17 protein-coding genes are annotated in these 25,477 nt (G+C 45.6%); 14 read left to right on the forward strand and 3 right to left on the reverse strand.

The window, feature by feature from the left end; genetic code table 11:
- Positions 1-127: 127 nt before the first annotated feature.
- Positions 128-901 (forward strand): trehalose operon repressor, encoded by a 774-nt coding sequence (treR, locus tag AC0QUU_RS03025; RefSeq protein WP_474544521.1) that lies wholly within the window; start codon positions 128-130, stop codon positions 899-901.
- 74 nt (positions 902-975) lie between these two features.
- Here the strand turns inward: treR and AC0QUU_RS03030 are convergent, their stop codons facing one another.
- From AC0QUU_RS03030 to AC0QUU_RS03040, 3 genes are read right to left on the reverse strand one after another with little or no spacing between them, the layout of a single operon-like run.
- Complete coding sequence (locus AC0QUU_RS03030) at positions 976-1,896, reverse strand: glycosyltransferase family 2 protein (protein WP_474544522.1); 921 nt, start codon at positions 1,894-1,896, stop codon at positions 976-978.
- Positions 1,889-2,281 (reverse strand): GtrA family protein, encoded by a 393-nt coding sequence (locus AC0QUU_RS03035; protein ID WP_474544523.1) that lies wholly within the window; start codon positions 2,279-2,281, stop codon positions 1,889-1,891. Before AC0QUU_RS03035 ends, AC0QUU_RS03030 begins: the two co-directional genes overlap by 8 nt.
- Positions 2,282-2,283: 2 nt before the next feature.
- Positions 2,284-5,091 (reverse strand): YfhO family protein, encoded by a 2,808-nt coding sequence (locus AC0QUU_RS03040; RefSeq protein WP_474544524.1) that lies wholly within the window; start codon positions 5,089-5,091, stop codon positions 2,284-2,286.
- Between the two features lie 139 nt (positions 5,092-5,230).
- On the opposite strand from AC0QUU_RS03040, the gene AC0QUU_RS03045 reads away from it, so the two are divergent.
- The 13 genes from AC0QUU_RS03045 (at position 5,231) to AC0QUU_RS03105 (ending at position 25,400) form a co-directional block, all read left to right on the forward strand.
- Positions 5,231-5,965: a response regulator transcription factor gene (locus AC0QUU_RS03045; RefSeq protein WP_474544525.1), complete on the forward strand. Its 735-nt coding sequence runs from the start codon at positions 5,231-5,233 to the stop codon at positions 5,963-5,965.
- Positions 5,934-7,400 (forward strand): sensor histidine kinase, encoded by a 1,467-nt coding sequence (locus tag AC0QUU_RS03050; protein ID WP_474544526.1) that lies wholly within the window; start codon positions 5,934-5,936, stop codon positions 7,398-7,400. Before AC0QUU_RS03045 ends, AC0QUU_RS03050 begins: the two co-directional genes overlap by 32 nt.
- A 1,062-nt stretch (positions 7,401-8,462) precedes the next feature.
- Complete coding sequence (locus AC0QUU_RS03055) at positions 8,463-11,612, forward strand: hypothetical protein (protein WP_474544527.1); 3,150 nt, start codon at positions 8,463-8,465, stop codon at positions 11,610-11,612.
- Positions 11,613-11,867: 255 nt separating this feature from the next.
- On the forward strand, positions 11,868-13,793 hold the full coding sequence (gene glgB / locus AC0QUU_RS03060) for a 1,4-alpha-glucan branching protein GlgB (RefSeq protein ID WP_474544528.1): 1,926 nt from the start codon (positions 11,868-11,870) through the stop codon (positions 13,791-13,793).
- 318 nt (positions 13,794-14,111) lie between these two features.
- The gene (locus AC0QUU_RS03065; protein ID WP_474544529.1) at positions 14,112-16,211 is read left to right on the forward strand and encodes a sodium-translocating pyrophosphatase; all 2,100 of its coding nucleotides are present in this window, start codon (positions 14,112-14,114) and stop codon (positions 16,209-16,211) included.
- 183 nt (positions 16,212-16,394) lie between these two features.
- On the forward strand, positions 16,395-16,742 hold the full coding sequence (locus AC0QUU_RS03070; RefSeq protein ID WP_474544530.1) for a hypothetical protein: 348 nt from the start codon (positions 16,395-16,397) through the stop codon (positions 16,740-16,742).
- A 147-nt stretch (positions 16,743-16,889) separates the two neighbouring features.
- Positions 16,890-17,144 (forward strand): sporulation transcriptional regulator SpoIIID, encoded by a 255-nt coding sequence (gene spoIIID, locus AC0QUU_RS03075; protein WP_474544531.1) that lies wholly within the window; start codon positions 16,890-16,892, stop codon positions 17,142-17,144.
- Between the two features lie 201 nt (positions 17,145-17,345).
- On the forward strand, positions 17,346-18,938 hold the full coding sequence (locus AC0QUU_RS03080) for a response regulator transcription factor (protein ID WP_474544532.1): 1,593 nt from the start codon (positions 17,346-17,348) through the stop codon (positions 18,936-18,938).
- Between the two features lie 19 nt (positions 18,939-18,957).
- The gene (locus AC0QUU_RS03085; protein WP_474544533.1) at positions 18,958-20,745 is read left to right on the forward strand and encodes a sensor histidine kinase; all 1,788 of its coding nucleotides are present in this window, start codon (positions 18,958-18,960) and stop codon (positions 20,743-20,745) included.
- Positions 20,735-22,075: an ABC transporter substrate-binding protein gene (locus AC0QUU_RS03090; protein WP_474544534.1), complete on the forward strand. Its 1,341-nt coding sequence runs from the start codon at positions 20,735-20,737 to the stop codon at positions 22,073-22,075. The genes AC0QUU_RS03085 and AC0QUU_RS03090 overlap by 11 nt, the downstream gene beginning before the upstream one ends.
- A gap of 171 nt (positions 22,076-22,246) precedes the next feature.
- Positions 22,247-23,542: an ABC transporter substrate-binding protein gene (locus AC0QUU_RS03095; protein ID WP_474544535.1), complete on the forward strand. Its 1,296-nt coding sequence runs from the start codon at positions 22,247-22,249 to the stop codon at positions 23,540-23,542.
- Positions 23,543-23,720: 178 nt separating this feature from the next.
- Entirely contained in the window at positions 23,721-24,563 is an 843-nt protein-coding gene (locus tag AC0QUU_RS03100) for a carbohydrate ABC transporter permease (protein WP_474544536.1), read from the forward strand.
- A complete protein-coding gene (locus AC0QUU_RS03105; RefSeq protein ID WP_474544537.1) occupies positions 24,564-25,400 on the forward strand; it encodes a carbohydrate ABC transporter permease in 837 nt (278 codons plus the stop codon).
- The last annotated feature ends 77 nt before the right edge of the window (positions 25,401-25,477 follow it).

The following is a 25,477-nucleotide window of genomic DNA, read 5'->3' on the forward strand; positions in this document are numbered from 1 at the left end:
TTGTTTGAACAACTTAAATATAACACGCTTGTTTAAACATGTCAATTATTTTTTGCCGGTTTCTATTGATTTTTTTTGAGTGTCTTTCTATAATAAAAATAAATGTTTAAACAAGAAGGTGGTTGCCATGCCAAAAGCAATATATGACATGATCTACAGAGATTTAAAAGAAAAAATAGAGACGGAGCAATACGCGTATCAGGAGCTGCTTCCCTCGGAGCATAACCTGATCAGCCTGTACGGATGCTCGCGCAATACGGTGCGCAGGGCGCTGGCTGAACTGGCGTCGGAAGGCTATATTCAGTCTATGCAGGGAAAGGGTGTGCGCAATATTTACCAGCCTGTCGATCAGAATGCGTATACGGTCGGCGGGATTGAGTCGTTTAAAGAAGCGTCCCGGCGCAATCGGAGACTGAGCGCCACAAGGGTGCTTCAGTTTACGGAGCTTACAGCAGATGCAAGGATTGAGAAAAGGACAGGTTTTCCGGAAGGGACGGAAGTTCTGTATATTCAGAGACTTCGTATTCTGGATGGAAAGCCGCTGATCCTTGATCATAACTATTTCCTCCGGGAGCTGATGCCGGAGCTCACCCCGCAGATTGCGGAAGGATCCGTCTATGAGTATCTGGAAGAGGAGCTGGGGATGAACATTGTCACCAGTAAAAGGACGCTTACTGTAGAGCATGTCACACAGGTCGATGAAAAATACATTGATTTGAAAGGTTATAACTGTATGGCGGTTATAACGAGCCAGACATTTAATGACGAGGGAGTCCAGTTCGAATATACACAGTCCAGACATCATCCGGATTATTTTCAGTTCCAGGATGTGGCTGTGAGAAAAAAGTCGGGGGCTATGGAAGGTTCGCTGAAAACAGAGCTCAGGCTGGCAGGGGCATAGAACAGGAGAAATGTCCGGTAAAGCAGAAAGTACAGATCCTGCATACCGGTTAAAACGGTACGAAAGGCGGGAGATCAGAACCCGCCTTTTTTCTTTATAATATAGATGGGACGTTTTTTGCTTTCCATATAGTCCCTTGCAATATACTGTCCCAGAATCGCGATAAAAAACATCTGAATGCCGCTCAGGAAAAACAGCAGGCAGATGACCAGGGTGAGGCCTGGCAGACTGTGCCGGATCAGCAGAGTGGCAATTCCAATGATAAATGCGGCCGCAATGAGAAAAAATCCTGCGGTTCCCGCCAGAGTGGCCGGCGCGGAAGAGAAGGAAAGGATGCCGTCCAGCGCATAACGGAACAGAGAACGGAATGTCCACTTGGTTTCTCCTGCCGCCCGCTCTACATTGTGGAATGGAATCCACTTTGTATCAAATCCTACAAAAGAAAAGATTCCCTTCATATAGCGGTTATATTCCTTCAGTTCCAGGATAGAGTCGGCCATGGTCCGGTTCATCATACGGAAATCACCGGCGCCGTCTGTCATGTCCAGGCGGCAGAGCCGGCCGATTATTTTGTAAAATGCATGGGAGAGAAAATTACGCATATGCCCTTCGCCTTCCCGGTCTTCTCTGAGTCCCGCGCAGCAGTCATAGCCTTCATTTTTTACCACATTGTACATTTCCTTTAAAAGCTTTGGCGGATGCTGCAGATCCGCGTCCATAAATACACAGTAATCGCCGGACGCATTCTGAAGGCCCGCGTACATGGCGGCTTCTTTGCCGAAGTTTCTGGAAAAGGAAATATATTTGCACCGTTCATCTGCCAGGGAAAGGCTGTGCAGAATTTCCGGCGTGCGGTCACGGCTTCCGTCGTCCACAAATATAAACTCGCATTCCGCATCTGTAATGTCCTTTACTGCTGCTGTGGTTTCCCGGTAAAACGCGGACAGCACTTTTTCTTCATTATAACAGGGTACGATAATACTGATTTTATCCATGACAGATCTCCTCCTTTTTAAAGACTCCGTATTTGCAGAATACGTAATTTCCGACTACAGTTATTACGCTGACCAGCAGTTTGGCCGGAAGCGGAAGAATATACAGATGGTCGATCAGCAGCCAGAGAAGTACATTTTCCACAAGAAGCGTCAGAAAGCGCAGAGCGGCAAAAGAGGGAAGCTCTTTCCATATTTTGTTCCGCGAGTGAAAAACAAGCCGCCGGTTAAGAATATATGCAGTCAGAACCGCTCCTGCCCAGGCAATACTGTTGGCGGCGATGTAAGACAGGTGCAGAAACAACAGTCCGCCATACAGTACATAGTTTACTGCCGTAGTAATGCCTCCGCTGATGAGATAACAGATCAGTTCCTTTTTGGATTTCATGGTTAGTTCCCCCTTTTCTTTACAGTATTAAGTAAGAGATATACTCCGTACATGGCGATGCCGGCGGAGCTGATAATGCATCCGGCTTTTTTCCCCGGAGCGGTAAAATGAATTTCTATTTCATGTGAGCCTTTTTCAAGACGGATCCCGGCAAAGGCACAGTTTACAGTTACCGAGTCGGCCGGTTTTCCGTCAACCAGAATCTCCAGACCGTTTTGTGCCGGAATGGATGTGGCCAGATACCCGCTGTTTTCTGCCTCTATAGTACCGGAGACCAGAACAGAATCAGACGTGTCCGCAGTGCTGTCAGCAGCCTTTGTTCTAAGCGGCGTATAGCTCCCGGCATCCCGCAGATCTTTGTCATAAAGATGCCATTGTACATTGCGGATGGCGTAACAGCCTTTTCCAAAAGTGATTTCAAGATGTCGGAATCCACTGCCGGAATCAGCTTCCAAGAACTGATAGTGGAAGCAATCGTTGCCGTTCGGGTAAGCCGCAAAACGGCCGGAAAGTTTATTGCGAATATCATTTATATCAATTACCACGGCAGAGCTGGTCAGATTATCCACTTCAAAGTCAAGCAGAACAATTTTTCCGGAGGGCGGCTGTTCAATATTGACAGAAAGAGTACATTCTTTTTCAGCCGTGATCTGATAACCAAAGGGCGTTTCTGTAATCTCAAGGCCTTCCGGAAGAGAAAGAGCGGAAAGATCAGGAAACCAGGTTTCCATCCGGCTCTCATATGCGCAAAGGTCTCCGCCGGTACCCGATGAAGTGTTTCCTGCAGCTGTATTATCTGTACCTTCTCCGTCTGTTTCGGAATTATCGACTACTGTAAAGCGGGTCAGGGCATCCAGCCGGTCGTATGTTTCCAGACTGTCAAAGAAAGATTGAGACAGAGTATCTTCTGTGAAATATACCTTGGGAAGGACATTCGGATTTTCTGCAATCACATTTTCGCCGGACTGATAGATTACCTGATAGCCTTCCGGGACATTATCTTCTGTTGTTTCAAGCCAGCGGACGCCCATCAGCCGAAACAGGAAAGGATTGTCCGATGCCAGAAAGGCAACCCGGTTGTTGATGCGGATTGGCGTCAGCAGCCTGTCATAATAAAAATCAGAGTAGCTGTGGTTTGTAATGGAGGAATACATCGTTGTTTTGGACTGACCGGGAATCAGCAGTTCATTGCTGCTGTTCAGCGGTTCGGTCAGACTGTCAAAACGATACAGAGGATCCGTCAGGAAAGTCGGAAAGTCTGTGGTTTTTATAGCTGCCGTAGCATCTTTCTGTCCGTCTGCAGAATTATCTGCAGATCCGGAACCGGATTCATCAGAAGCTCTGGCAGAGAGTACGTCATCTTTTGAGAGTCCCTGGGAAAGTTCTGTTTTCTGTACCCACTCTTCTGTTCCGGCTGTGGCCAGACTGATCTGAACCGGCGCTGCCAGTAGGAGAAACAGACACAGGGCGCAGCCGGAAATCCGCCTGAAAGGAGAGGGCGCGGACAGGTGTTTCCCGGGCGCTGTTTCCGGGGAAGCGCTGTATACAGACAAGCGGTACCGGTTCAGCCTGTATCGCTGAATCAGACAATATGCCAGAAGCAGACCGGATTCCATCAGTCCCCAGCAAAACTGTTCCTGGCTGAACCACAGAAGTACAACCGGAAGTATGACTGTAAAGGGCCAGAGGGGATACGGATGATGCCTTCCGCCTTCTTTTTCGTATGGTTCATTCTGCAGGAAGCGGACACACGATAGTATTACAAGAGGCATAAAAGGAATCAGTATTTTCGGTCTTGCGTAAAGAGTCAGGTTCATTACATAGGAAAAGATGCCGAACAGTCCCATAAGAAGAAAGAGCAGACAGTCCGCCCGAAAAGCTTTTCTGCCCAGTCCTGCCAGTATGACATAAAGGCAGACGAGCGTCAGTCCCATGCCGTATTCATCGAACAGCAGACTGTTCAGTACCGGGTTTGGAGCAAACAGTTCCGGAAGCAAAGGGTTGCTTCCGGTTCTCCGATGTTCCAGCAGCACCAGGCCGGTAGGGATGAGAAGGGCTGCTGACATGGCTGCAGCCAGAACACAGGAGCCCAGATAACTCTTCACAAAATATTTTTTCCAGAATCCTTTTCCTTCCCGGCGGAGCCAGTACCAGCCAGCTGCTGCAAAAGCTGCGGCAGCGAAATAAAAGCTGTGAAGGATAATTAAGGCAAAGCAGATCGGCAGACATTTTGTGCGCTTTTTTGAGATACACAGAAAAGCAAGAAGCAGAAAAGGCATATAGTTAACAAACATGATCTGGCGATGCATGTGAAACATTGATCCTGCCGTCATAAAGAGCACACTTCCGATAAAGGCGAACAGAGGACGGATTTCCTCAGAGCGCAGCCAGAAAAAACAGAGAAGTACAGACGCCAGGTAGATCAGAAACATATAGGCAATTAGAATATAAGCCATTGGTACCTGAGGCAGCAGACATCCTATCAGAATATCCGGTCTGAGAAATCCATAATAAGAAAACTGGTAGCCGTTAGCGCCGCCGCCCAGTTCCAGCCAGTCCGGAAGAAGCGTATGCTGTTCCAGACAGGCATTACGGATTGTTTCGGCCAGAGTAACATGCTGGCTCAGCCAGTCTGTATGGGAACCGAAAACAGCGCCTTCCGGTACCATCAGAATAATGAGGGCTGCAAAGAGCAGAATCAGAGCAAACAGAGGCAGGCAGCATTTTATCCGTGAAAATGCTTTGGCTTCTGTGCGGCTCCGCAGCCCGGAAGATAGTCTGTTGAAAAATGTACTGTGTTTCTGTTTCATGGGTCTTCTCCTTTTTCTCCATATAAGAATACAGTGGTTTTCTAAACAAAAGCCCCAAGGGAATCTAAAGAATTCTTAAGAAATATGCAGTCCTCATAAAAATGTGTTACCATACGGTCAGTAGACAGGGGGTAAAACTATGGATTCAGTGACGCAGAAAGCCGCTATTCTTGTAGTGGATGACAATCCCGAAATAAGAGAAATCCTTCATATTCTGCTGGAAGGAGAAGGGTTTGACATCGTAGAAGCAGAAACAGGGGATACGGCATTAAAAGAGACAAAAACGCAGGATTTTGATCTGATTATCCTTGATATAATGATGCCCGGAATGAACGGATATAAAACATGCAAAGAAATTCGAAGGTACAGCAATGCTCCTATTTTGTTTCTGAGCGCGAAATCTCAGGAGGGGGATAAAATGCTTGGTTTTTCCAGCGGAGGAGATGATTTCCTGGCCAAACCTTTTTCTTACAATGAACTGGTCAGCCGGGCAAAGGCTTTGATCAGAAGATATCAGGCATACGGAGGAAAAGGGAACGGAATCAGAACAGAAAATGAAGAGATCCCTGCAGAGTCAGTTATCCGTTTCTATAATCTGGAAATTAATGAGACGAGGCGTTCGGTCAGCCGGGATGGAAATCCCATTGAGCTGACAGATACGGAATACGCACTGCTTCATTTAATGGTGAAGAATAAAGGGCAGACATTTTCAGCGGAGCGGCTGTATGAATCGGTCTGGCAGGAACCCTATTATTATGGAGCGGGAAATACCGTTATGGTTCATATCCGGAATCTCCGCCGGAAGATAGAAAAAAATCCTAAAAATCCTGTACTGATAAAAAATGTATGGGGAAAAGGATACTATTGCGGGTGATTTTGAGAAATTTCTGAATGAATACGAAAAGGCAGGCGTTATACTGCCGATACCGGGAGGAACAAGAGTGGCGCGGATGAATCGTGTAAAAAAGATGCTGGAAGAAAGACGAATCAAAAGATGGAAGATCAGTACAAAACTGCTTCTTCTGATTCTTGTTATGGGCGCAGTCAGTCTGGGGCTGTTCTGGTTTCTGTGGGTACACCAGGCAGATGCCGCGACATTTCTGGAAAGTTCGGGACTGGTAAAATGGTTTGATTCAGAAGAGTTTGAGGAAAATCTGCAGCGGGAGGCAAAGAATTATTCTGTTCCTGCCGCAGAGGATGATACAGAAGGCCAGAAAGAAATTCAGCCATTTCTGGACAGCGTAACAGATGAGTACACGGGGGTATATGTTTACGGACAGGACGACGGATTATACCGCTGCGGACAGATTACGGATATTATGAGAGTTTACCCTTTTGGTTCCTTGCTGTCTATGAGCCAGGAAATTCTGGGAAGTCAGTACGGCGATATCCCGGTTGAATTTCAAAATGGAACTTTTGATGTAATTTACTATTCCTATCACAGAAGTCAGTTTATCTATCCTTATATGATCTTTTCTATTCTCCTCTGTGTTTTTGTATTTCTGGCCGGTATCCTGGTATTTATGGGCCGTGTGATGAAGAGGATTTTTAAGGTAAAGGATAAAATCAGCAATATGGCTCAGGGAGATCTGGCGCATCCGGTGCCCTACTGCGGAGAAGGTGAAGTGGGGATGCTGGCGAAGGAACTGGATTCTTTGAGGGAGACTCTGGATATGAACATTAAAAAAGAAGAGAGCGTCCATCGTGCGAACCGGGATCTGATTACAGCCATTTCTCATGATCTGAGAACTCCCCTTACTGTTCTCAGAGGCTATCTGGATATTCTGAAATTAAAACGCTGTCCGGAAAGTGCCCGTGATGAATATGTTGAAAAATGTATTCATAAAGCAGATGATATCCGTGTTCTGACAGACCGGATGTTTGAGTATGCGCTGGTATATGAAGTAGACGAGACGGCGGAGCTTAAGCAGATGCCGGTTTCGGTATTAAATGATATTCTGGAAGATAACTGTGAATTTATCCGTCTTGCCGGTTTTTCGGTAGAACAGACGCTGGTGCTTCCGGAAGGATGTATGTCGGGAGACGAGATTATGCTCAAACGTATTTTCAGTAATCTTTTTTCCAATATTTTAAAGTATGGTGATAAAAAGCACAAAGTTACTGTAGAAGCAGAACGGGAACATGGAAAGACAAAAATTGTTCTTGCGAACGGTATTAAATCTTCAGGGGATGAGGTTGAAAGCAGCAGAATCGGCCTGAAAAGTACGGAAAAGATGGTGAGGATGCATAAGGGAAGCATGCATATTGAGAGAGAAAATAATACATATATTGTGAATATAAGCATCTAAAAACAGATTAACATGAGATAGTCTGTACTGACTGTCTGAATTATCTGAAAATATTTTTATGCAGTCATAAATGTTGTGGAAGCAAGTCCAGATAAACACAATAAAAAGAATAAATAATCAGAAAATTCTAAAATAAATACAAAATAATAAATTTATTTAAAATAAAAAAAGGAAATGTGTTGACAAATACACTCCCCGGTGCTATTATAAAACCATCCAAAAGAGATAGAGTCAAAAGAAAAATCTCAAAAGGGTATTTATCTAAGAGAACAATAATTCAGATGTTCGATTAGGTTAAAAATAACAGACAACAGGAGGTAAGTCCCATGGACAGTGTGATTTCAGTTTTTCATCAATATGTCAGTGGTACGGCAGATGTGAGTTCCTGTGAAGAAAGAGACCTTTGCTGTAGATAAGATTAATAATCCAGAAAATATAATATGAAAAGGATCAATCGGAGAGTTCGGAATCTGGATGAAAATCAAAAGATTTAGCATTTGCAGACGTATTGAATATAGATACCACATATAGCAGAGTTTCGAAAGATGTGTAAAGAAACATTGAGTAGAATAGCATTACATAGTAAAGAGTGTGCAGTTATAGAAGGAATAATTCAGCAGGCGGCGGGAATATCGGGAAATGGTACTGCTGCAACCGGAGGATTATAGGAAGAATAACTGAGGACGTTCTTTAAAAGTATGAAATGTTACCGGAGTTGAAACGAAAGTTAAAACAGAAGGATTTTACTATGAACCTCAATTTGTTATTGAAGGAGGGTAGATTTAGTAAGCTGGTCTTAATAAATCGGCCGGAATCAGATAACAGATGGCAGAGGTCTCACAGGAACAGAATCAAGAAATGCCTCCGATTTTATATAAAATAAAAATAATGAAAAAATTAAATAATTCATAAAATGCATCGTCAATGTCAATTGAGGGTGCATTTTTTTGACATTGAGGTATTCATATGATAAACTATTGAAAGAGTATCGGCCGGTGTAAAAATCGACAGGCTGAGCTATTTTGACCGAAGAAATACAAATTTATCAATGAGGTGAATGCGGTGGATAAGTATGAATATAAGTTAAAAACAGAACAGATGCTTGAACTTATGGAAGACGGCGCATATAGAAAAGCTGCGGACATAGCGGACACAATTGAATGGCGCAGAGTACGCAATGCTTCCATGCTGGTTCAGGTCAGTGATATATATGAAAAGAACAGGGAATTTCAAAAAAGCTATGACGTACTTAATATTGCTTATCACCGTGCTGAAGGCAGCAGGAAAATCATCAGCCGCCTCTGTACGCTTGCGTTGAAAACAGGCAATGTGGATGAAGCTATAGATTATTATGACGATTTTGTACAGATAGCGCCAAAAGATCCGAATCAGTATATCCTGCGGTATCAGATTCTGCGTGAGCAGAGAGCGCCTGTTGAGCAGCAGATTGAGGCTCTGGAGGAGTTTAAAAAATCGGAATATATTGAAGAGTGGGCATATGAACTGGCAAAACTTTATCAGGAAGCCGGTATGACGGCTGAGTGCCTGGAAGAGTGCGATGATCTTATTCTCTGGTTCAGTGAAGGCAAGTATGTATATAAGGCAATGGAGCTGAAGATGCAGTATAAGCCGCTGACTCCGTCGCAGCAGGAAAAATATGATCACAGATTTGAAAAAACGTCTGCCGAGACAGAAGAGATGCCTGATTTGCTGACATATGCGGAGGCAAAGGAAGCTCAGGAAAAAGGTGAAGATGACGGGCAGTCAGAAAAGACAGAAGAAGAGATCCCTGTGGAAGGGCTCCCAGAAGCAGAAGATGATGAAACGGAGGAAGTACTGCCTGAAGATACAGAGGAAGAATCACAGGTGGCGGATGTAGCTGCGGAGACAGAAGAAACGGAAGGAAAACCTGTTGAAAAGAAAAAGCAGCTTGGCGATGTGATGCCGCTGGATGAAGCTTTAAAACAATTGCTCCATCCGGAAAAATCCGGTGCAGGAAAAGATCAGGAAGAGGAAGAACCGGATATATCTGATCTGGAAGAGGCGATTGAAGAAATAGAGGCAGTCGCAGATCTGGAGATGGCTGACAAAGCCGTGCAGAAAGTGAAAAAGAACAAACCGGCATCTGTATCCGGCAAAATGACAGAGATTGTACCGGAGGATGATGAAGAAGAAACAGAAGATAAAGATGAGTCACTTGAAAATACAGAAAATGAGACAGTGGTTATAGAGGAAGAAAAAGTTTCTGACGGAGAAGAAAAAGTTTTGGCAGACGATGATCAGATTAAGGGGCAGATGAGTTTCGAGGATATCCTTGCCGGCTGGGAACAGCAGGTTCAGGCTTCCGCTGCTGAGACGGCAGAAGAAGAAATACAGCCCGATCAGGACATAGAAGCCTTAATTGAGGAAGCAGAAGAATTAATCACTATGCCGGAAGATGCTGATCTTTCAGTGGATGAAGCAGAAGAACTTTCCGGGGAAGACGGCGAGATTCTGGAAGATGAAGCGGAAGAACTTCCAGAGGAGGAAGGCGAGATTCTGGAAGATGAAGCGGAAGACCTTCCGGAGGAGGACGATGAGATTCTGGAAGATGAAGCGGAAGACCTTCCGGAGGAGGACGATGAGATTCTGGAAGATGAAGCGGAAGAACTTCCAGAGGAGGACAGTGAGATTCTGGAAGATGAAGCGGAAGAACTTCCAGAGGAGGACAGTGAGATCCCAGAGGATGAAGCAGAAGAATTTCTGGAGGAAGAGAGCAAAATTCCAGAGGGAGGAGAAATAGAAGAAGAGGAGACGATGGATATAGAAGAAAAGAAAAAGCCGGAGCCGATTCTGCCACCGGATATTCAGAGATTAATTGATGAAATTGAGGGCGTTGCGCCTGTTGAGGAGCCAAAAGTCAAGAAAGAAAAGAAACCGGAAGAGCCGCATGAAAACATGGGAAAAGTTACAGAAGAGCTGCGAATTGATGATCTGGACGAATTTCTTGATGAAGAGGAGTATTTCGATGACGATGAAATAACTGATGATGCTGAAGAATATTTTGACGCAGAAGACGAGGAAGCCGCGGATGAAGAAGAGTATTTTGACGGCCCGGATTTACTTGATGAAGACGAGGAATATTTTGAAGACGAGGAAGAAATAGTGGAAGAGGACGAGGAGGAAGACGCTGAAAACAGCAGGCCGGATATTGAAGAAGAATTCCGTGTAGATCCCAAGCATAGCGATGAGCCGGATGACAGAGAGATTCCGGATGAGGATGATGGAATGGATATTCTTTCTGCCACTACTCCACTTAGCAGAAAAGAGACAGCCAAGCTGATTGCTACCGGAAAGACAGCTCCGCTTCCGCTTACAGAAATATCCGATGCTCTTTCTATGTCTGATACAGGTTTTATTGTACATGGACGGTATGACCTGGAGATGCAGAGTGAAATCGGCACGAGAGCCGGACTTACAGAGGAACAGAAGAAACTGTTTTCATATTTTGTTCCCGTGCGAGGAATGAGCGAGCAGCTTGTGGATGTTCTTGAGCAGGATAAAAACTGCACAAACCGCGGCGGAACGTCAAAAACAGGTAACCTTCTGATTATCGGAAATAAAGGAAACGGAAAAACCGTACTGGCAGTTGATGTAGTTAAGGCAATTCAGAAACAGAGAAATATCCGTCAGGGTAAAGTGGCTATTGTGACCGGCGATTCTCTTAATAAGAAAAAAATAGGAGATATTTTCAGCAAGTTATATGGTGGAGCCCTGATCATTGAAAAGGCAGGACGAATGGACGAAAAGACAGTCGCGCGTCTTAATAAAGCAATGGAAAAAGACACGGGTGAGCTTCTGATTGTTCTTGAAGAGCAGAGAAAGCCTCTGGATCGTCTTCTGTCTTCAAACCGTGAATTCCGAAGAAAGTTTACATCACGGCTGGAGGTCCCGATCTTTATTAATGATGAGCTGGTGACTTTCGGACAGACATATGCTCAGGAGAACGGATACCGTATTGACGAAATGGGAATTTTAGCTCTTTACAGCCGGATTGATTCTCTTCAGAGAGAGGATCATGCTGTTACGGTAGCTGAAGTTAAGGAAATTATGGACAAGGCTATTGCGCATTCCCAGAAGGCATCTGCGAAAAAGCTTGTGAGAAGAGTATTCGGCAAAAACACAGATGACGCAGACAGAATTCTTCTGTCTGAGAAGGATTTTAATGTTTAGACATAGACTTTCAGTATATGAATAGGGCCGGTTAAAGCATATGGAACCGGATAAGTGGAGAAAATAGACAGTCATATAGTGGCTGTCTATTTTTGCGTGCTGACATGCTTTTCTCTTTCTTTTTTGGACGGTATAAAGTATAATAGAATATATTGAAATGCAGCCGGCAGACATGGGGCGGAAGCACAGACGTTTTATAAAAGCACGAAAAGCCGGGCTGGCCGACTGCAAAAAATCGAGCGGCGAGGTGTCCTTATGGGAAACAAAAAAAGTACAAAGAAAACAGTGCAGCCTTTTGAGATCGGTGAACTGGATCAATATCTGTTTGGTCAGGGAAATCACTATGAGATCTATCAGAAGATGGGAGCGCATAAAGTTACTGTTGACGGGCAGGAGGGAGTTTATTTTGCAGTATGGGCTCCACATGCACGCAGGGTTGCTGTGGTAGGAGATTTTAATGAGTGGGATTTCGAGGCGAATTATATGGAACGCCAGGAGCCGATGGGAATTTATACTCTTTTTATTCCCGGCATCAAGGAGGGCGATCTGTATAAATTCTGCATTGAGACGCAGCAGGGGAAACGGACTTTCAAAGCGGATCCATTCGCGAATTATGCGGAGCTGAGACCGGGAACAGCGTCTGTAGTTACAGACATTTCTCATCTGAAATGGACAGATGATGCATGGATGGAGATGAGAAAGACATGGAACAGCAAAGAGAATCCCATGTCTATTTATGAAGTGCATCTGGGTTCCTGGATGAGGCATCCGGGCAGAGAAGATGAAGGGTTTTATACTTACAGGGAATTTGCAGAGGCTGTTACAAAGTATGTAAAAGATATGGGATATACTCATGTGGAGCTTATGGGAATGGCCGAACATCCGTATGACGGTTCATGGGGCTATCAGGTAACCGGCTATTATGCACCGACTTCCAGATATGGTACTCCGGAAGATTTTGCATATATGATTAATTATCTTCACAGGAATAATATCGGAGTTATTCTGGACTGGGTACCGGCTCATTTTCCGAGAGATGCACATGGTCTGGCTGACTTTGACGGCACTCCTACATTTGAATACGCAGATCCCCGAAAAGGAGAACATCCGGACTGGGGTACAAAAATATTTGACTACGGCAAACCGGAAGTGTGCAATTTCCTGATTGCCAATGCGCTGTTCTGGATTGAGCATTTCCATGTGGACGGGCTTCGTGTTGATGCTGTGGCTTCCATGCTGTATCTGGATTACGGAAAACAGGATGGTCAGTGGGTTGCGAACAAATATGGAGGAAATGAAAATCTCGAAGCAATAGAGTTTTTTAAACATCTGAATTCTGTTGTTCTGGGCAGAAATAAAGGGGCTGTGATGATTGCAGAGGAATCTACGGCCTGGCCGAAGGTTACGGGAGCGCCGGAGGACGGCGGACTGGGCTTCAGCCTGAAGTGGAACATGGGCTGGATGCATGACTTTACGGAGTATATGAAACTGGATCCGTATTTCAGAAAAAATGCGCATCATATGATGACATTTGCTATGCAGTACGCATACAGCGAGAATTATATTCTCGTCCTTTCTCATGATGAGGTTGTACATCTGAAGTGCTCCATGATCAATAAAATGCCGGGGCTTGGGTTTGATAAGTATGCAAACCTGAAAGCCGGATACGCATTTATGATGTGCCATCCGGGCAAGAAGCTTCTGTTTATGGGGCAGGATTTCGCTCAGCTCCGTGAGTGGAGTGAAGAGAGAGAGCTTGACTGGTTCCTTCTGGCAGAGCCGGAGCACCAGCAGATTCAGAACTGGTATCGCGCACTGCTGCATCTTTATAAAAAGAATAAGGCTATGTATGAGCTGGATACAGAACCGGCAGGTTTTGAGTGGGTGAATGCGGATGATATTTTCCGGAGTATCTACAGCTTTATCCGTCACTCGAAAGACAATAAGAAGAATCTTCTTGTAGTCTGCAATTTCACTCCTATGGAGAGGCCGGATTACCGGGTAGGAGTGCCGAGAAGAAAACAGATGAAACTGGTGCTCAACAGCGATGACGCAGAGTACGGCGGAAAGGGTGAACCCAGGCCATTGTTATATAAACCGGTAAAACAGGAATGCGACGGCCAGAAATATTCTTTTGCATATCCGCTTCCGGCATATGGAGTTGCGGTATTTGAATTTTAAATAATTTTTGCCGGCGACGCGGCCGGCAGACAGCGAAAAAGCAGATGAGGCATTGCTTCATCTGCTTTTTCGCTGTCTGTGAATTTAACAAATCCCGCATGCTTTTTGCGTTATATGCAGTTGCTGTGATTTTGCACAATGAGATTGAGATGCGAATTGTTTTGAAATGAAAAAAGTGTGAAAAATGAAATAAAATAAGAAAAATCTTCTAAAATTTTTGTTAAAGTGTTATAATAGACTGCGTACACATACTTATTATATATCTGCCTTGAATATTCCGGCAGGTAAAATGCTCAAAGGAATGGAGGAAAGACTTATATGGACAATCAATTGGCACTACTGACACTCTTCGGCTCCATCATTGCGCTTCTCTTTGTAGCGAGCAGGGCGCAGAAGGTACTACGTTTCCCGGAAGGAAGCGACAGGATGAAAAAGATTTCGGCATCCATCCATCAGGGAGCAATGGCGTATCTGAGACGCCAGTACAAAATCCTTATCGGATTTTTCGCAATTATGTTTGTGATCCTTCTTGTGATGGCGATTACAGGCTTCCTGACACCTTATGTTCCGTTTGCTTTTGTAACGGGTGGATTTTTCTCAGGCCTTTCCGGATTTGTGGGAATGCAGATTGCAACAAGGGCGAATGCAAGAACAGCGGCAGCCTGTCAGAAAAGTCTGAATAAAGGTCTGAACGTTGCTTTTTCGGCGGGTTCTGTAATGGGATTTACAGTAGTCGGACTAGGGCTGCTGGATATTTCAATCTGGTATCTGCTTCTGAAACTGGTTTTCAAACTTTCAATTGAAGATATCACAAGTACAATGCTTACCTTTGGAATGGGGGCATCTTCAATGGCACTGTTTGCCCGTGTAGGCGGCGGCATTTATACGAAAGCTGCTGATGTGGGAGCGGATCTGGTTGGAAAGGTAGAAGCCGGAATCCCTGAGGATGATCCCAGAAACCCGGCGGTTATCGCGGATAATGTAGGTGATAATGTAGGTGACGTTGCGGGAATGGGCGCGGATCTTTATGAATCTTATGTAGGATCTATTCTGTCAGCCTGCTCTCTGGGAGTTATCGCATTTAATAAGATTGCAGAAGTAGACCGTGTTAATGCAGTAATTATTCCCATGGTTCTGGCAGCAGTCGGCGTGCTTGCATCTATCCTTGGCTCGCTTCTTGTAAAAACCGGAGAAGATACGGATCAGAGTACTTTGCTGAAAGCGCTGAGACGGGGGACAAATACAAGCGCGGTTATTATTGCAGTTGTTGCGTTTCCGCTTGTATGGTTTATCCTTGGCGAACACTACATCGGATTCTATTTTGCAATTCTGGCAGGATTACTGGCAGGAGTGCTGATCGGATTCTTTACAGAATACTTTACTTCTGATACATACAAACCAACAAAGAACCTGGCTGGTAAATCAGAGACAGGATCTGCAACAATTATTATCGGCGGCCTGAGCCTTGGTATGCTTTCCACCGCAGTTCCGATTATTATAATAGCAGTCTGCGTTATGGCGGCATATGCATTGTCCGGTGGCTTCATTGAAACAACGCGAGGTCTTTATGGAATCGCTCTGGCAGCAGTAGGTATGCTTTCCACACTGGGTATTACCCTTGCAACAGACGCATACGGTCCCATCGCGGACAATGCGGGCGGTATTGCGGAGATGGCAGGCCTTGAAGCTGAGGTCAGAAAACGTACAGACGCTCTGGACTCTCTCGGAAATACAACAGCTGCCACAGGTAAAGGATTTGCGATTGGTTCTGCAGCCCTGACAGCTCTGGCTCTGATTGCTTCTTATGTAGAGAAAGTACAGGAAGTAGGCGGTGACAAAGTTGTTCTGGATATGAGCGTAATGAACCCCACTGTCCTTGTAGGAATCTTTATCGGAGCATGTCTGCCGTTTGTATTCGCGGCTTTGACAATGGAATCAGTAGGACGCGCGGCTCAGAGTATTGTTGTTGAGGTTCGCCGCCAGTTCAGAGAAATCAAGGGCCTGATGCAGGGAAACGCGGATCCGGACTATGAGACTTGTGTGGATATCTGTACAAAGGCAAGTCTTCATGAAATGATTCTTCCTACACTGCTGGCAATTATTACCCCTGTTATAACCGGACTGGTTCTGGGTTACAACGGAGTAATCGGACTGCTGACCGGTTCAACGGCAACCGGTTTCCTGATGGCAATCTTTATGGCCAATGCCGGAGGCGCATGGGACAATGCCAAGAAATATATTGAAGGCGGCGCACACGGAGGCAAGGGAAGCGAATGTCATAAGGCGGCTGTCGTAGGAGATACGGTAGGAGATCCGTTTAAAGATACGTCAGGACCGTCCATCAATATCCTGATCAAGCTGCTTTCGATGGTTTCTATCGTGTTTGCTGCGCTGGTTGTAAATTATCATATTTTCTAAGTGAATGAACAGAAGGATAAATGAGCCGGGATTTTTCCCGGCTTGTTTTTGGGCAGTGTGCCCGGCGGGCGTACGGTTGAGGGGTGAAAATCCCCGACTCGTCCGGCAGTGTGAAGGGTGCAGCCAGTGAACTGGTCAGGCGGTTGAGGGCGGGAAGAGCTGGAAGACAAAGCGGATACATTGATGGCAAGAAACTGCTGGCGGCAGGCATTTGACCTGATAAATTATGTTTTCAAAACGATTGGGAATGTAGATATAGATGATTCGGACGGCGGCACATCGCAGATCGCCAACACATGTTATGACAAATGGAAAGAAATACTGGAGAATTGTACCGAAGAAGTCAGAAACGAAATGTTTACATGGTTTACCAGTCATTTGTCATGCGATTATGTTTTGGATTACATGGAAGAATATATGGAAGATTTTCTGACTTATGAGTTCCGAAGCCGTGAAATGCTGGAGAAGAAACTGGAGTACCTGGATGAAATGATTGAAAGGCAGACAGCCTTTACAGTGTGCTGGATGTAATCGAGGTCTGCCCGGTAGTATTCGAGATTTACGAAAGACTGAAAAAGGAATACGGGTGGAGATACAGACGCTAAAGTAGTGTTAAATGAGCATGACTTCCTTTTCCCCTGCATACATTGTAAAAATGATGTTTGCAGGGGGATTTTTTTGAAAGATTATATTGAGGAAAGAGCCGTGGAGATTGCTGATTATATTATAGAGAATAACGCGACTGTGAGGCAGACGGCGAAGCAATTCCGGATCAGTAAGAGCACGGTACATAAGGATGTCACCGAACGGCTCCTCCAGATCAATCCCTCCCTTGCCAAGGAGGCACGCAAGGTGCTTGACACCAATAAATCTGAGCGCCATATCCGGGGCGGAATGGCGACAAGGGAGAAGTATCTTCATCAGCATGGCTAAAAGGACAGGAGAATAAAAGCAGGACTGCCCCGGATTCCTCCGGGTTTCAGTCCTGCTTTTATTTATTGCCGGCTGCAGGTTTCTGTCGTGTTTATTTTTTTGCATGACAGGTATGTTTTTTTATAATGGCTTTGGAAATAAAAGATTAAAATAGAGGTGGAATATGTTAAGATAGACTCAGTATATGGACTGGAGAATTTTATGAAGTTATTAAAGCTGGTAATTGTAGATGACGAACCTATTTTGCTGCAGGGGCTTCTGAATACTTATGACTGGAAGAGTATGGGCTTTCAGGTGGCGGGAACGGCGCAGAGCGGGGAGCAGGCGATCAAAGTAATCGAAGAGGTGAAGCCGCATGTTGTGCTGACTGATATCCGGATGAAGCAGATTACCGGACTGATGGTTATGGAAGAGATTCAGAAGACAGAGCTTGAGTGCCTTTTTATTGTGCTGAGTGCGTACCGGGATTTTGACTATGCACAGCAGGCATGCGACCTGGGCGCCTATGCCTATCTGCTGAAGCCCATTGAGGACGAGAAACTACAGGAAACAATGCAGGGCGCGTATAAGATGTGCATGGAACGGATGGAGCATGAAGCGAAGTATGATAGCTGGGAAAAGCTTCTTGTAAAAGACAGTGACAGTTTTCTGCAGGTGGTGATTCAGAAGTATGTACAGAACAGAATTCCTGAAGAGAAAGTGGAAGAAGTGTTCCGGACGCTGGGAAATATGCCGGGAAATGAGGATCGGTTTATTACAGTATGTGTGGATATTGATCTGGCTTATAAGATAACAAATTCTCTGGACTATGAGGCTTCCCGTTTTACGCTTATGAAGCATCTGGAAGAAGTGGTGGGAAAGAAGTTCGCTTACTGGAGGGCAGAAGGTGAAACAGAAGAAAGCGCGTTTATCATCCGGACTACGGATAAAGAGGCGGTTCTTGAATTAAAACAGCTGCTGGAACATGTAAAGAAAGAGGAAAAAAGCCCGGTAGTGGCCTCCATTTCAAAACCATATAAAAAAATCGAAGGGATAAAGAAAAGTTATATAGAAGCGAAGAAACTGTTTGGGATGGCCAGTATATCCGGTGCAAGTGCGTTTACCGCCTCAGAAGAAGTGGAAGTGGCGCCGGGGGAAGAGCTGGCAGCGGATATGGATAATCTGATTGTAAATGCCGTGCGGAGAAATAATAAGAAAGAACTGAAAGAAGCGTTCATTCAGCTTATTTACGGTCTTCCTCACGAAGAAGAACGGCAGTGCAAATTTCTCCACCGCGTTATGCTGAAGAGTGAGTTCATGCTGCAGGATTCTTATGGGCTGACGGAAGAGATTAAAGAGAAGTTCCGTAATTATTACTATAATCTTGAGAATCTGAATGCGGCGAAGACGGTAGATGTATGTTATAAGATCCTGTGTGATGCCATTGATGCAAGGGAAAAAGAGGCTGAAAAGGATGAGACGAGATATTTTAAAGAGTATATGTCTGAGGCTGTGGCTTACATAGAGGATCACCTTCAGGATGAAGATCTGTCCATTGTATCGGTGGCCGCGCATATTTATCTGAATCCGGTCTATTTCGGCAGAGTGTTTAAACATACATTTCATGTGACTTTTAAAAAGTATCTGATGCAGCAGAGAATGGAGAAGGCAAAGGCGCTGCTTGAGGCAGGCGGCGGCAGTATCGGAGACATCTGCGATGCGGTAGGGATTCACAATCCGTCCTATTTCTCCCATCTGTTCAAGCAGTATACAGGAAGACTTCCCAGTGAATACAGAAAAGAGTATGAGACGTAACAAAAAGGTATGAGAAATTATGAAAAAGAACAGGAAAACATCGGGAATACAGCGCAGGTATCTGAAGTATACCGCTGCTCTTCTGGGACTTGCGCTTCTGCTGTCCAGCGTGGGGGTAATCATAAGTGTAAGGAACAGACTGACGCGTTCAATTATTGATAAATATGAGTTTATGACGGAACGGATGGGGCTTACGCTGGAAAATATGTACCGGAAAAGTGATGAGACAACAGCAGAGTGTATTCTGTATGATGATGTGCAGCAGAGCCTGAAAAATCAGGGGCTGGAGGAAGTAAGATATATTGCTCTGAGCAAGTATTTTGCTTATATAGACCTGGACCATGTGGCTGCCTACTGTTATGTGGATAATAAGGGAAATGTATACAGCAGATCCTATTCAGATGTGTCCTATAAAGATATAGAAGAGAGCGGATTTGAAAAATATCTGGGAGAGGAATATTCAAAGACAAAGTGGTTCTGGGCAGAGGATACACTGTTCGGTACCGGAGAAGAGGCTCTTTTTATCGGGAGATATGTTAGGAGCCTGGAGTACGCCCACGGGCCCGGAATGCTGTTTTTTAAAATGGAGCCCGGATTTCTGCAGGAAATAGCAGGGATAAGTCCGGAACTGGCGGACGAGGCTGCCGTAGGAATTATTGACGGCGACGGGCAGATCTGTCTTTCTTCTGCTCCGGAGAATTTTGAAGAAGGAGAAGGTGTGCCGGACGGAATGGCGGAGCAGATTGCGGAAAAACAGGACACGGGGATGATATATGCCGGAGAGCGGGTAAAGAGCGGCGTAGTGTCGGCATACCGGGATGCGGACAGCGGACTGACCGTTTTTTCATTTGTTCCGGACCGGGTCCTGAACCAGGGACTGATCCCCATATTCCTTGTATTTGCGGGAATATATCTTGTGGTTATAGCGGTTGCAGTTGTTCTGAGTATTTATTTTTCACGGAGATTTACAAAGCCGATTCAGACGATAAAAGACGCTATGACAGAGTTTGACGGCAATAATTTTGAACGGACAATCGAGCTGCACACAAATACGGAGCTGGATGAGATCGGCCGGTCCTATAATGAAATGCTGGGCAATATCCGGCGGCTTCTGGACGAGATCAAAGATCAGGAGCGGGAACTGCGCACAACGGAACTGAATATGCTGATCAGCCAGATCAATCCGCATTTCCTGTATAATACACTGGATACGATTTACATGCTTGCGAGGATTAACGGGGAAGAGACAACCATGCGTATGATTCAGGCGCTTTCCAGATACCTGCGGCTGTCTCTGAGCAAGGGAAGCGAAATCGTGACAGTGGAAGACGAGCTGGAAAATGTAAAGAGTTATATGGAGATTCAGCAGATCCGCAATCAGGATCTTTTTTCCTACAAAATTGACTGCCAGGTGGACGCGGCAGATACCTATGTTCTGAAGCTGATTCTGCAGCCTCTTGTAGAAAATGCGGTAAAGTACGGATTTCAGGACATTTTTGTGGGAGGCAGAATAGAAATTGCAGTATGGAAGAAGGATGGAGATTTATACCTGAGTGTTGCCAATAACGGAACGTCCATCGCCCCGGATATGATGGAAAAAATCAACGGTATGAATGATATGCCGGTGGGAGAACTGAAAAACTGTTTTCCGGATAAGAAACACGGATATGGCGTGGTAAATATTCTGACCCGGCTCCGCCTGAAATATGGAGACAGGGCGGCATTTTACTGCAGGGCAGAGGAAGAGGGAACTACATGTACGATAAAGATTCCCGGAGGGAGCGGACAGGAACAGCATGAACAATAAAAGAAAAAAATACAGTTATGAGAACCGGCGGGCGAAATATCAGGGACACAGACATAAAAGCAGGAGACTGCAGGCGGCTGCGGCCGCGCTGCTGCTGGCTGTGACTGCGGCGGGATGTTCTGGGAAGAATGTGCAGACCCCGGACGGAGAAGAAGAGGTATCGATTCCTGTTGTTCTTATTGTAGATTCCTCCACAGGCATTCGGAATGAGGAAACTTTGATTCAGGAATTTAACCGGATCTATGACGGAAAATGGCAGGCAGATGTGGAGTGGATCATGGAGACAGAAGAGGAGTACCGGCAGAATCTGAAACGGCAGAATGTAACGGACACGCTCCCTGCGGTAATTACAGATCTGAGAATGCTTCCGGCTTTTTACTATATGATGATACAGGACGGCCGGATCGAAGAACTGTCGGATTATATCTATACGGATGAAGAGTGGAAATCTATGATAGAACCTTCCGTGCTTGAATCGTGCAGCGAAGAGGACGGGAGCATCTATCTGGGACCGATCAGCACAGCGGCCTTCTCCTGCTCGGGCATGTTCTGGAATGAGGAGCTGTTTGCCCGGGCGGGAATTGAATCGTTCCCGGAAACATGGGAGGAATTCTGGAAGTGCTGTGAGCAGCTGGAAAGCTGCGGGATTACGCCGCTGGCGCTTCATACCGAAGGAACGGCCTGGGCGCCGATGCTGATTGCCACGGCCGAGGCTGCCTCTTCAGAAGAAGGCGCAGAATTTATGGAAGAGTTCTATCCGGAAACCTATCAGAATGAGAGCGGCCTGCGGATTGCCCGGACTCTGCAGAGATTATTTTCCTACACGACAGAGGATGCATTGTATGCGGATTTTGACGTATCTTATGAAAATTTCTTTTCCGGCCGCGCGGCAATGATTCCGAACGGGTACTGGATGATGGATCAGATACCGGAGGAATGGCAGGACAAGGTGCGTTTTTCCGCGTTCCCGGAAAATAAAATGATCTCTTCGCCGGAGACTTTTGGCTGGGCTATCGTGTCCGGTTACAGTGAAGAAGTAAAAGAGGGAGCGGCGGCGCTTTTAAAACTCCGTACCCGGCTGAATATGGAGCAGAGGGAAGAACTTTTTGCAAAGGATCCGGAAGAAATGATTCCCGCAGAGAGAGACTACATAGCTGCCTATAAGAACGGCCCTCAGCTTGTGCCGAATTATCAGGTGAAATGGAATTCAATCCTGCAGGAAGAAACTTTAGGCGAGATTCTGCCGGAACTGGCCCGGGGGAAGATGAACCCGGAGGAATTTACGGCAAAAGAAGACGAAAGCATTCAGAAATTTCTGGAAGAACAGTGAAAATAACCTGGCATTGGCGTACCGGACAGTGGAACGGTCCTGTATACGCTGATGCCAGGTATTTTTTTTGATAATGAAGGTTTTGTATTTGATAACGGACGGACTGCGGTCATTGCTATAATACCCTCAGATAAAGGAAAACCGATGTTTTCAGAAAGGTGGAGGACGAATATGAAAAAGAAAAGAGTATTGTCAATTGTGCTGGCAGCCGCAATGATAACAGGAATGGCAGCAGGATGCGGAAGTGACGGAGGCAGCGGCAGTGGAAAAGATGCGAAAGGAAAAGTTTATTATCTGAATTTCAAACCGGAGGCAGACGAATACTGGCAGGAGCTGGCGGAAACCTATACAGAGGAGACCGGCGTCCCGGTAACTGTTCTGACAGCGGCTTCAGGAGAGTATGAGAAAACACTGAAATCAGAAATGGCAAAGACCGATGCTCCCACACTGTTCCAGGTAAACGGACCGGTAGGACTGGCAAGCTGGAAAGATTACTGCTATGATCTGTCCGGCTCTGATATTGCCGGAGAGCTGACAGACGACAGCTTCGCTCTGATGGACGGAGACAAGATGGCGGGAATTGCTTATGTAATTGAGAACTACGGCATTATCTATAATAAAGCACTTCTGGAGAAGGCAGGATATTCCGCGGACGATATTACAGATTTTGACAGCTTTAAAAAAGTCGTGGAAGATATTACGGCGCGCAAGGATGAACTTGGATTTTCTGCATTTACATCCGCGGGAATGGACGGCTCCTCTGACTGGAGATTCAAGACACATCTTGCTAACCTTCCGATCTACTACGAGTACAAGGACGAAGGAATCGACAATACAGATGCGATCAAAGGAACTTATCTGGACAATTACCGTCAGATCTGGGATCTGTATATCAACAATGCAACCTGTGAGCCCACGGAGATCTCTACAAAAACAGCAGATGACGCAACAGCTGATTTTGTAACAGAAGAAGCAGTGTTCTATCAGAACGGAACATGGGAGTATAACAACATTGCAGACATTGGGGACGAGAACCTTGGCATTCTTCCGATTTACATCGGCGTTGACGGCGAAGAAAATCAGGGTGTATGTACAGGAACAGAAAACTACTGGTGTGTAAACTCGAAGGCTTCGGAAGACGACATTCAGGCAACGCTTGACTTTATGAACTGGTGCGTTACTTCTGATGAAGGAGTAGAGGCAATGTGCAGAGACATGGGATTTGTAATTCCGTTCTCCTCTAATCTTGAGTCGGAAAATACACTTGTTAATGAAGCAAACAAGTATATGGAAGAAGGAAAAACTCCTGTGACATGGGTATTCTCAACCATGCCTTCTGAAGAGTGGAAGAACGGTGTGGGCTCTGCTCTTACGGCCTATGCGGCAGACCAGACAGACGCCAACTGGGATAAAGTTGTAAGCGCATTTGTTGACGGATGGGCAGCAGAGGCAGCGGCAGCGAAGTAAATGAAAAACAGCCGGATTTTAACGGTGTTATGTAAGAGGAAAAGCGGCGGGCAGAAGCGGTCTGCCGCCGCTTTTTGAAACAGCGGCGAGCCGAAGTCCGGGCCTGACGGGACCCTGCGGCCGCTTAGAATCCCGGAATGTGCTTTTTGGTACTTCCGGTGACTGAAAGGAGGATTTCATGGAAAAAGCGATCCGGCGGTATATGCCGATTTTTGTACTCCCTACGTTCTGCGCGTTTATACTGGGCTTTATTATTCCGTTTATTATGGGAATATGGCTGTCATTCTGTGAGTTTACCACAGTTACAGACGCGAAGTTTGTGGGACTGTCTAATTATGTGGAAGCATTTAAGGATACGGTATTCAGACATTCCTTCTGGTATACGGTTCTGTTTGCCGTAGTATCGCTTATTGTAATAAATGTAATTGCATTCGCGCTTGCAATGGCGCTGACACAGAAGATGAAAGGAACCAACATTTTCCGGACAATCTTCTTCATGCCGAACCTGATCGGCGGCATTGTGCTCGGTTATATCTGGCAGCTGATTTTCAACGGAATACTGGCAAAATACAATACAGCTCTGGGACTGAACGAGTGGTATGGCTTCTGGGGACTGATTATTCTTGTCAGCTGGCAGCAGATCGGTTACATGATGATTATCTATATCGCAGGACTTCAGTCTATACCGGGAGACGTAATGGAAGCGGCACAGATTGACGGTGCATCCGGTATTCAGAGACTTTTCCGGGTAACGATTCCGATGATGATGCCGTCTATTACAATCTGTATGTTCCTGTCCATTACAAACGGCTTCAAGCTGTTTGACCAGAACCTGTCCCTGACGGCAGGTGAGCCGGCAAAAATGTCTGAGATGATGGCGCTGAATATTTTCAATACCTTTTACGGACGTACCGGATGGGAAGGCGTCGGGCAGGCGAAGGCCGTTATATTCTTTGTTATTGTGGTCGGAATCGGCCTGATACAGCTTCGTGCGACCCGCTCAAAGGAGGTGCAGCAGTAAATGAAAAAGAAACGGAGACTGAGCATGATCGGTACAGGGGTTTTTACCATCCTGGGTCTGGTATATATAGCGCCGATTCTGATCGTGCTTATGAATTCATTTAAGAAAAAGGTTTATATCAATAAAGAGCCTTTTAAACTGCCTATTGAGAAAACATGGAACAGTATAGAAAACTATGTGACCGCGATTGATAAATATGAGCTTCTGGATGCAGTCGGCTGGACGGTTTTTATTACGGTCGGCTCAGTACTTGTGATTCTTGTATGTACTTCCATGTGCGCATGGTATATTACAAGGGTAAAGACGAAGTTCACAAAGGCTTTATATCTGCTGTGTGTATTTTCCATGGTTGTGCCGTTTCAGATGGTTATGTTTACACTTTCTCTGGTAGCGGACCGGACCAGACTGAATACTCCGTGGGGGATTATTATTATATATCTGGGATTCGGAGCCGGGCTGGCGGTCTTTATGTTCTGCGGTTTTGTGAAGTCTATTCCACTGGAAATTGAAGAAGCGGCAATGATCGACGGCTGTACGCCTCTCCGCACGTTTTTCAATGTGGTGCTTCCGATTATGAAGCCTACCTATATTTCCGTGGGAATTCTGGAGACGATGTGGATCTGGAATGATTTTCTGCTTCCGTATCTGGTGCTGGATCTGAATAAATATAAAACGATATCCATTGCAATTCAGTATATGAAGGGAAGCTACGGACGCGTGGATATGGGCGCGATCATGGCGGCTCTGATTCTGGCGGTAATTCCGGTTGTTGTCTTTTACCTGGCCTGCCAGAAGCATATTATCAAAGGTGTGGCAGCAGGCGCGGTGAAGGGATAAAAAATATGAGTGAGTTTCAGGCAGTCTGTTATGGACTGCCTGTTCTATGTATTCTGCGCGATACCGCGGGCAAGAGA

This window comes from Mediterraneibacter sp. HA8405 (assembly GCF_056148955.1).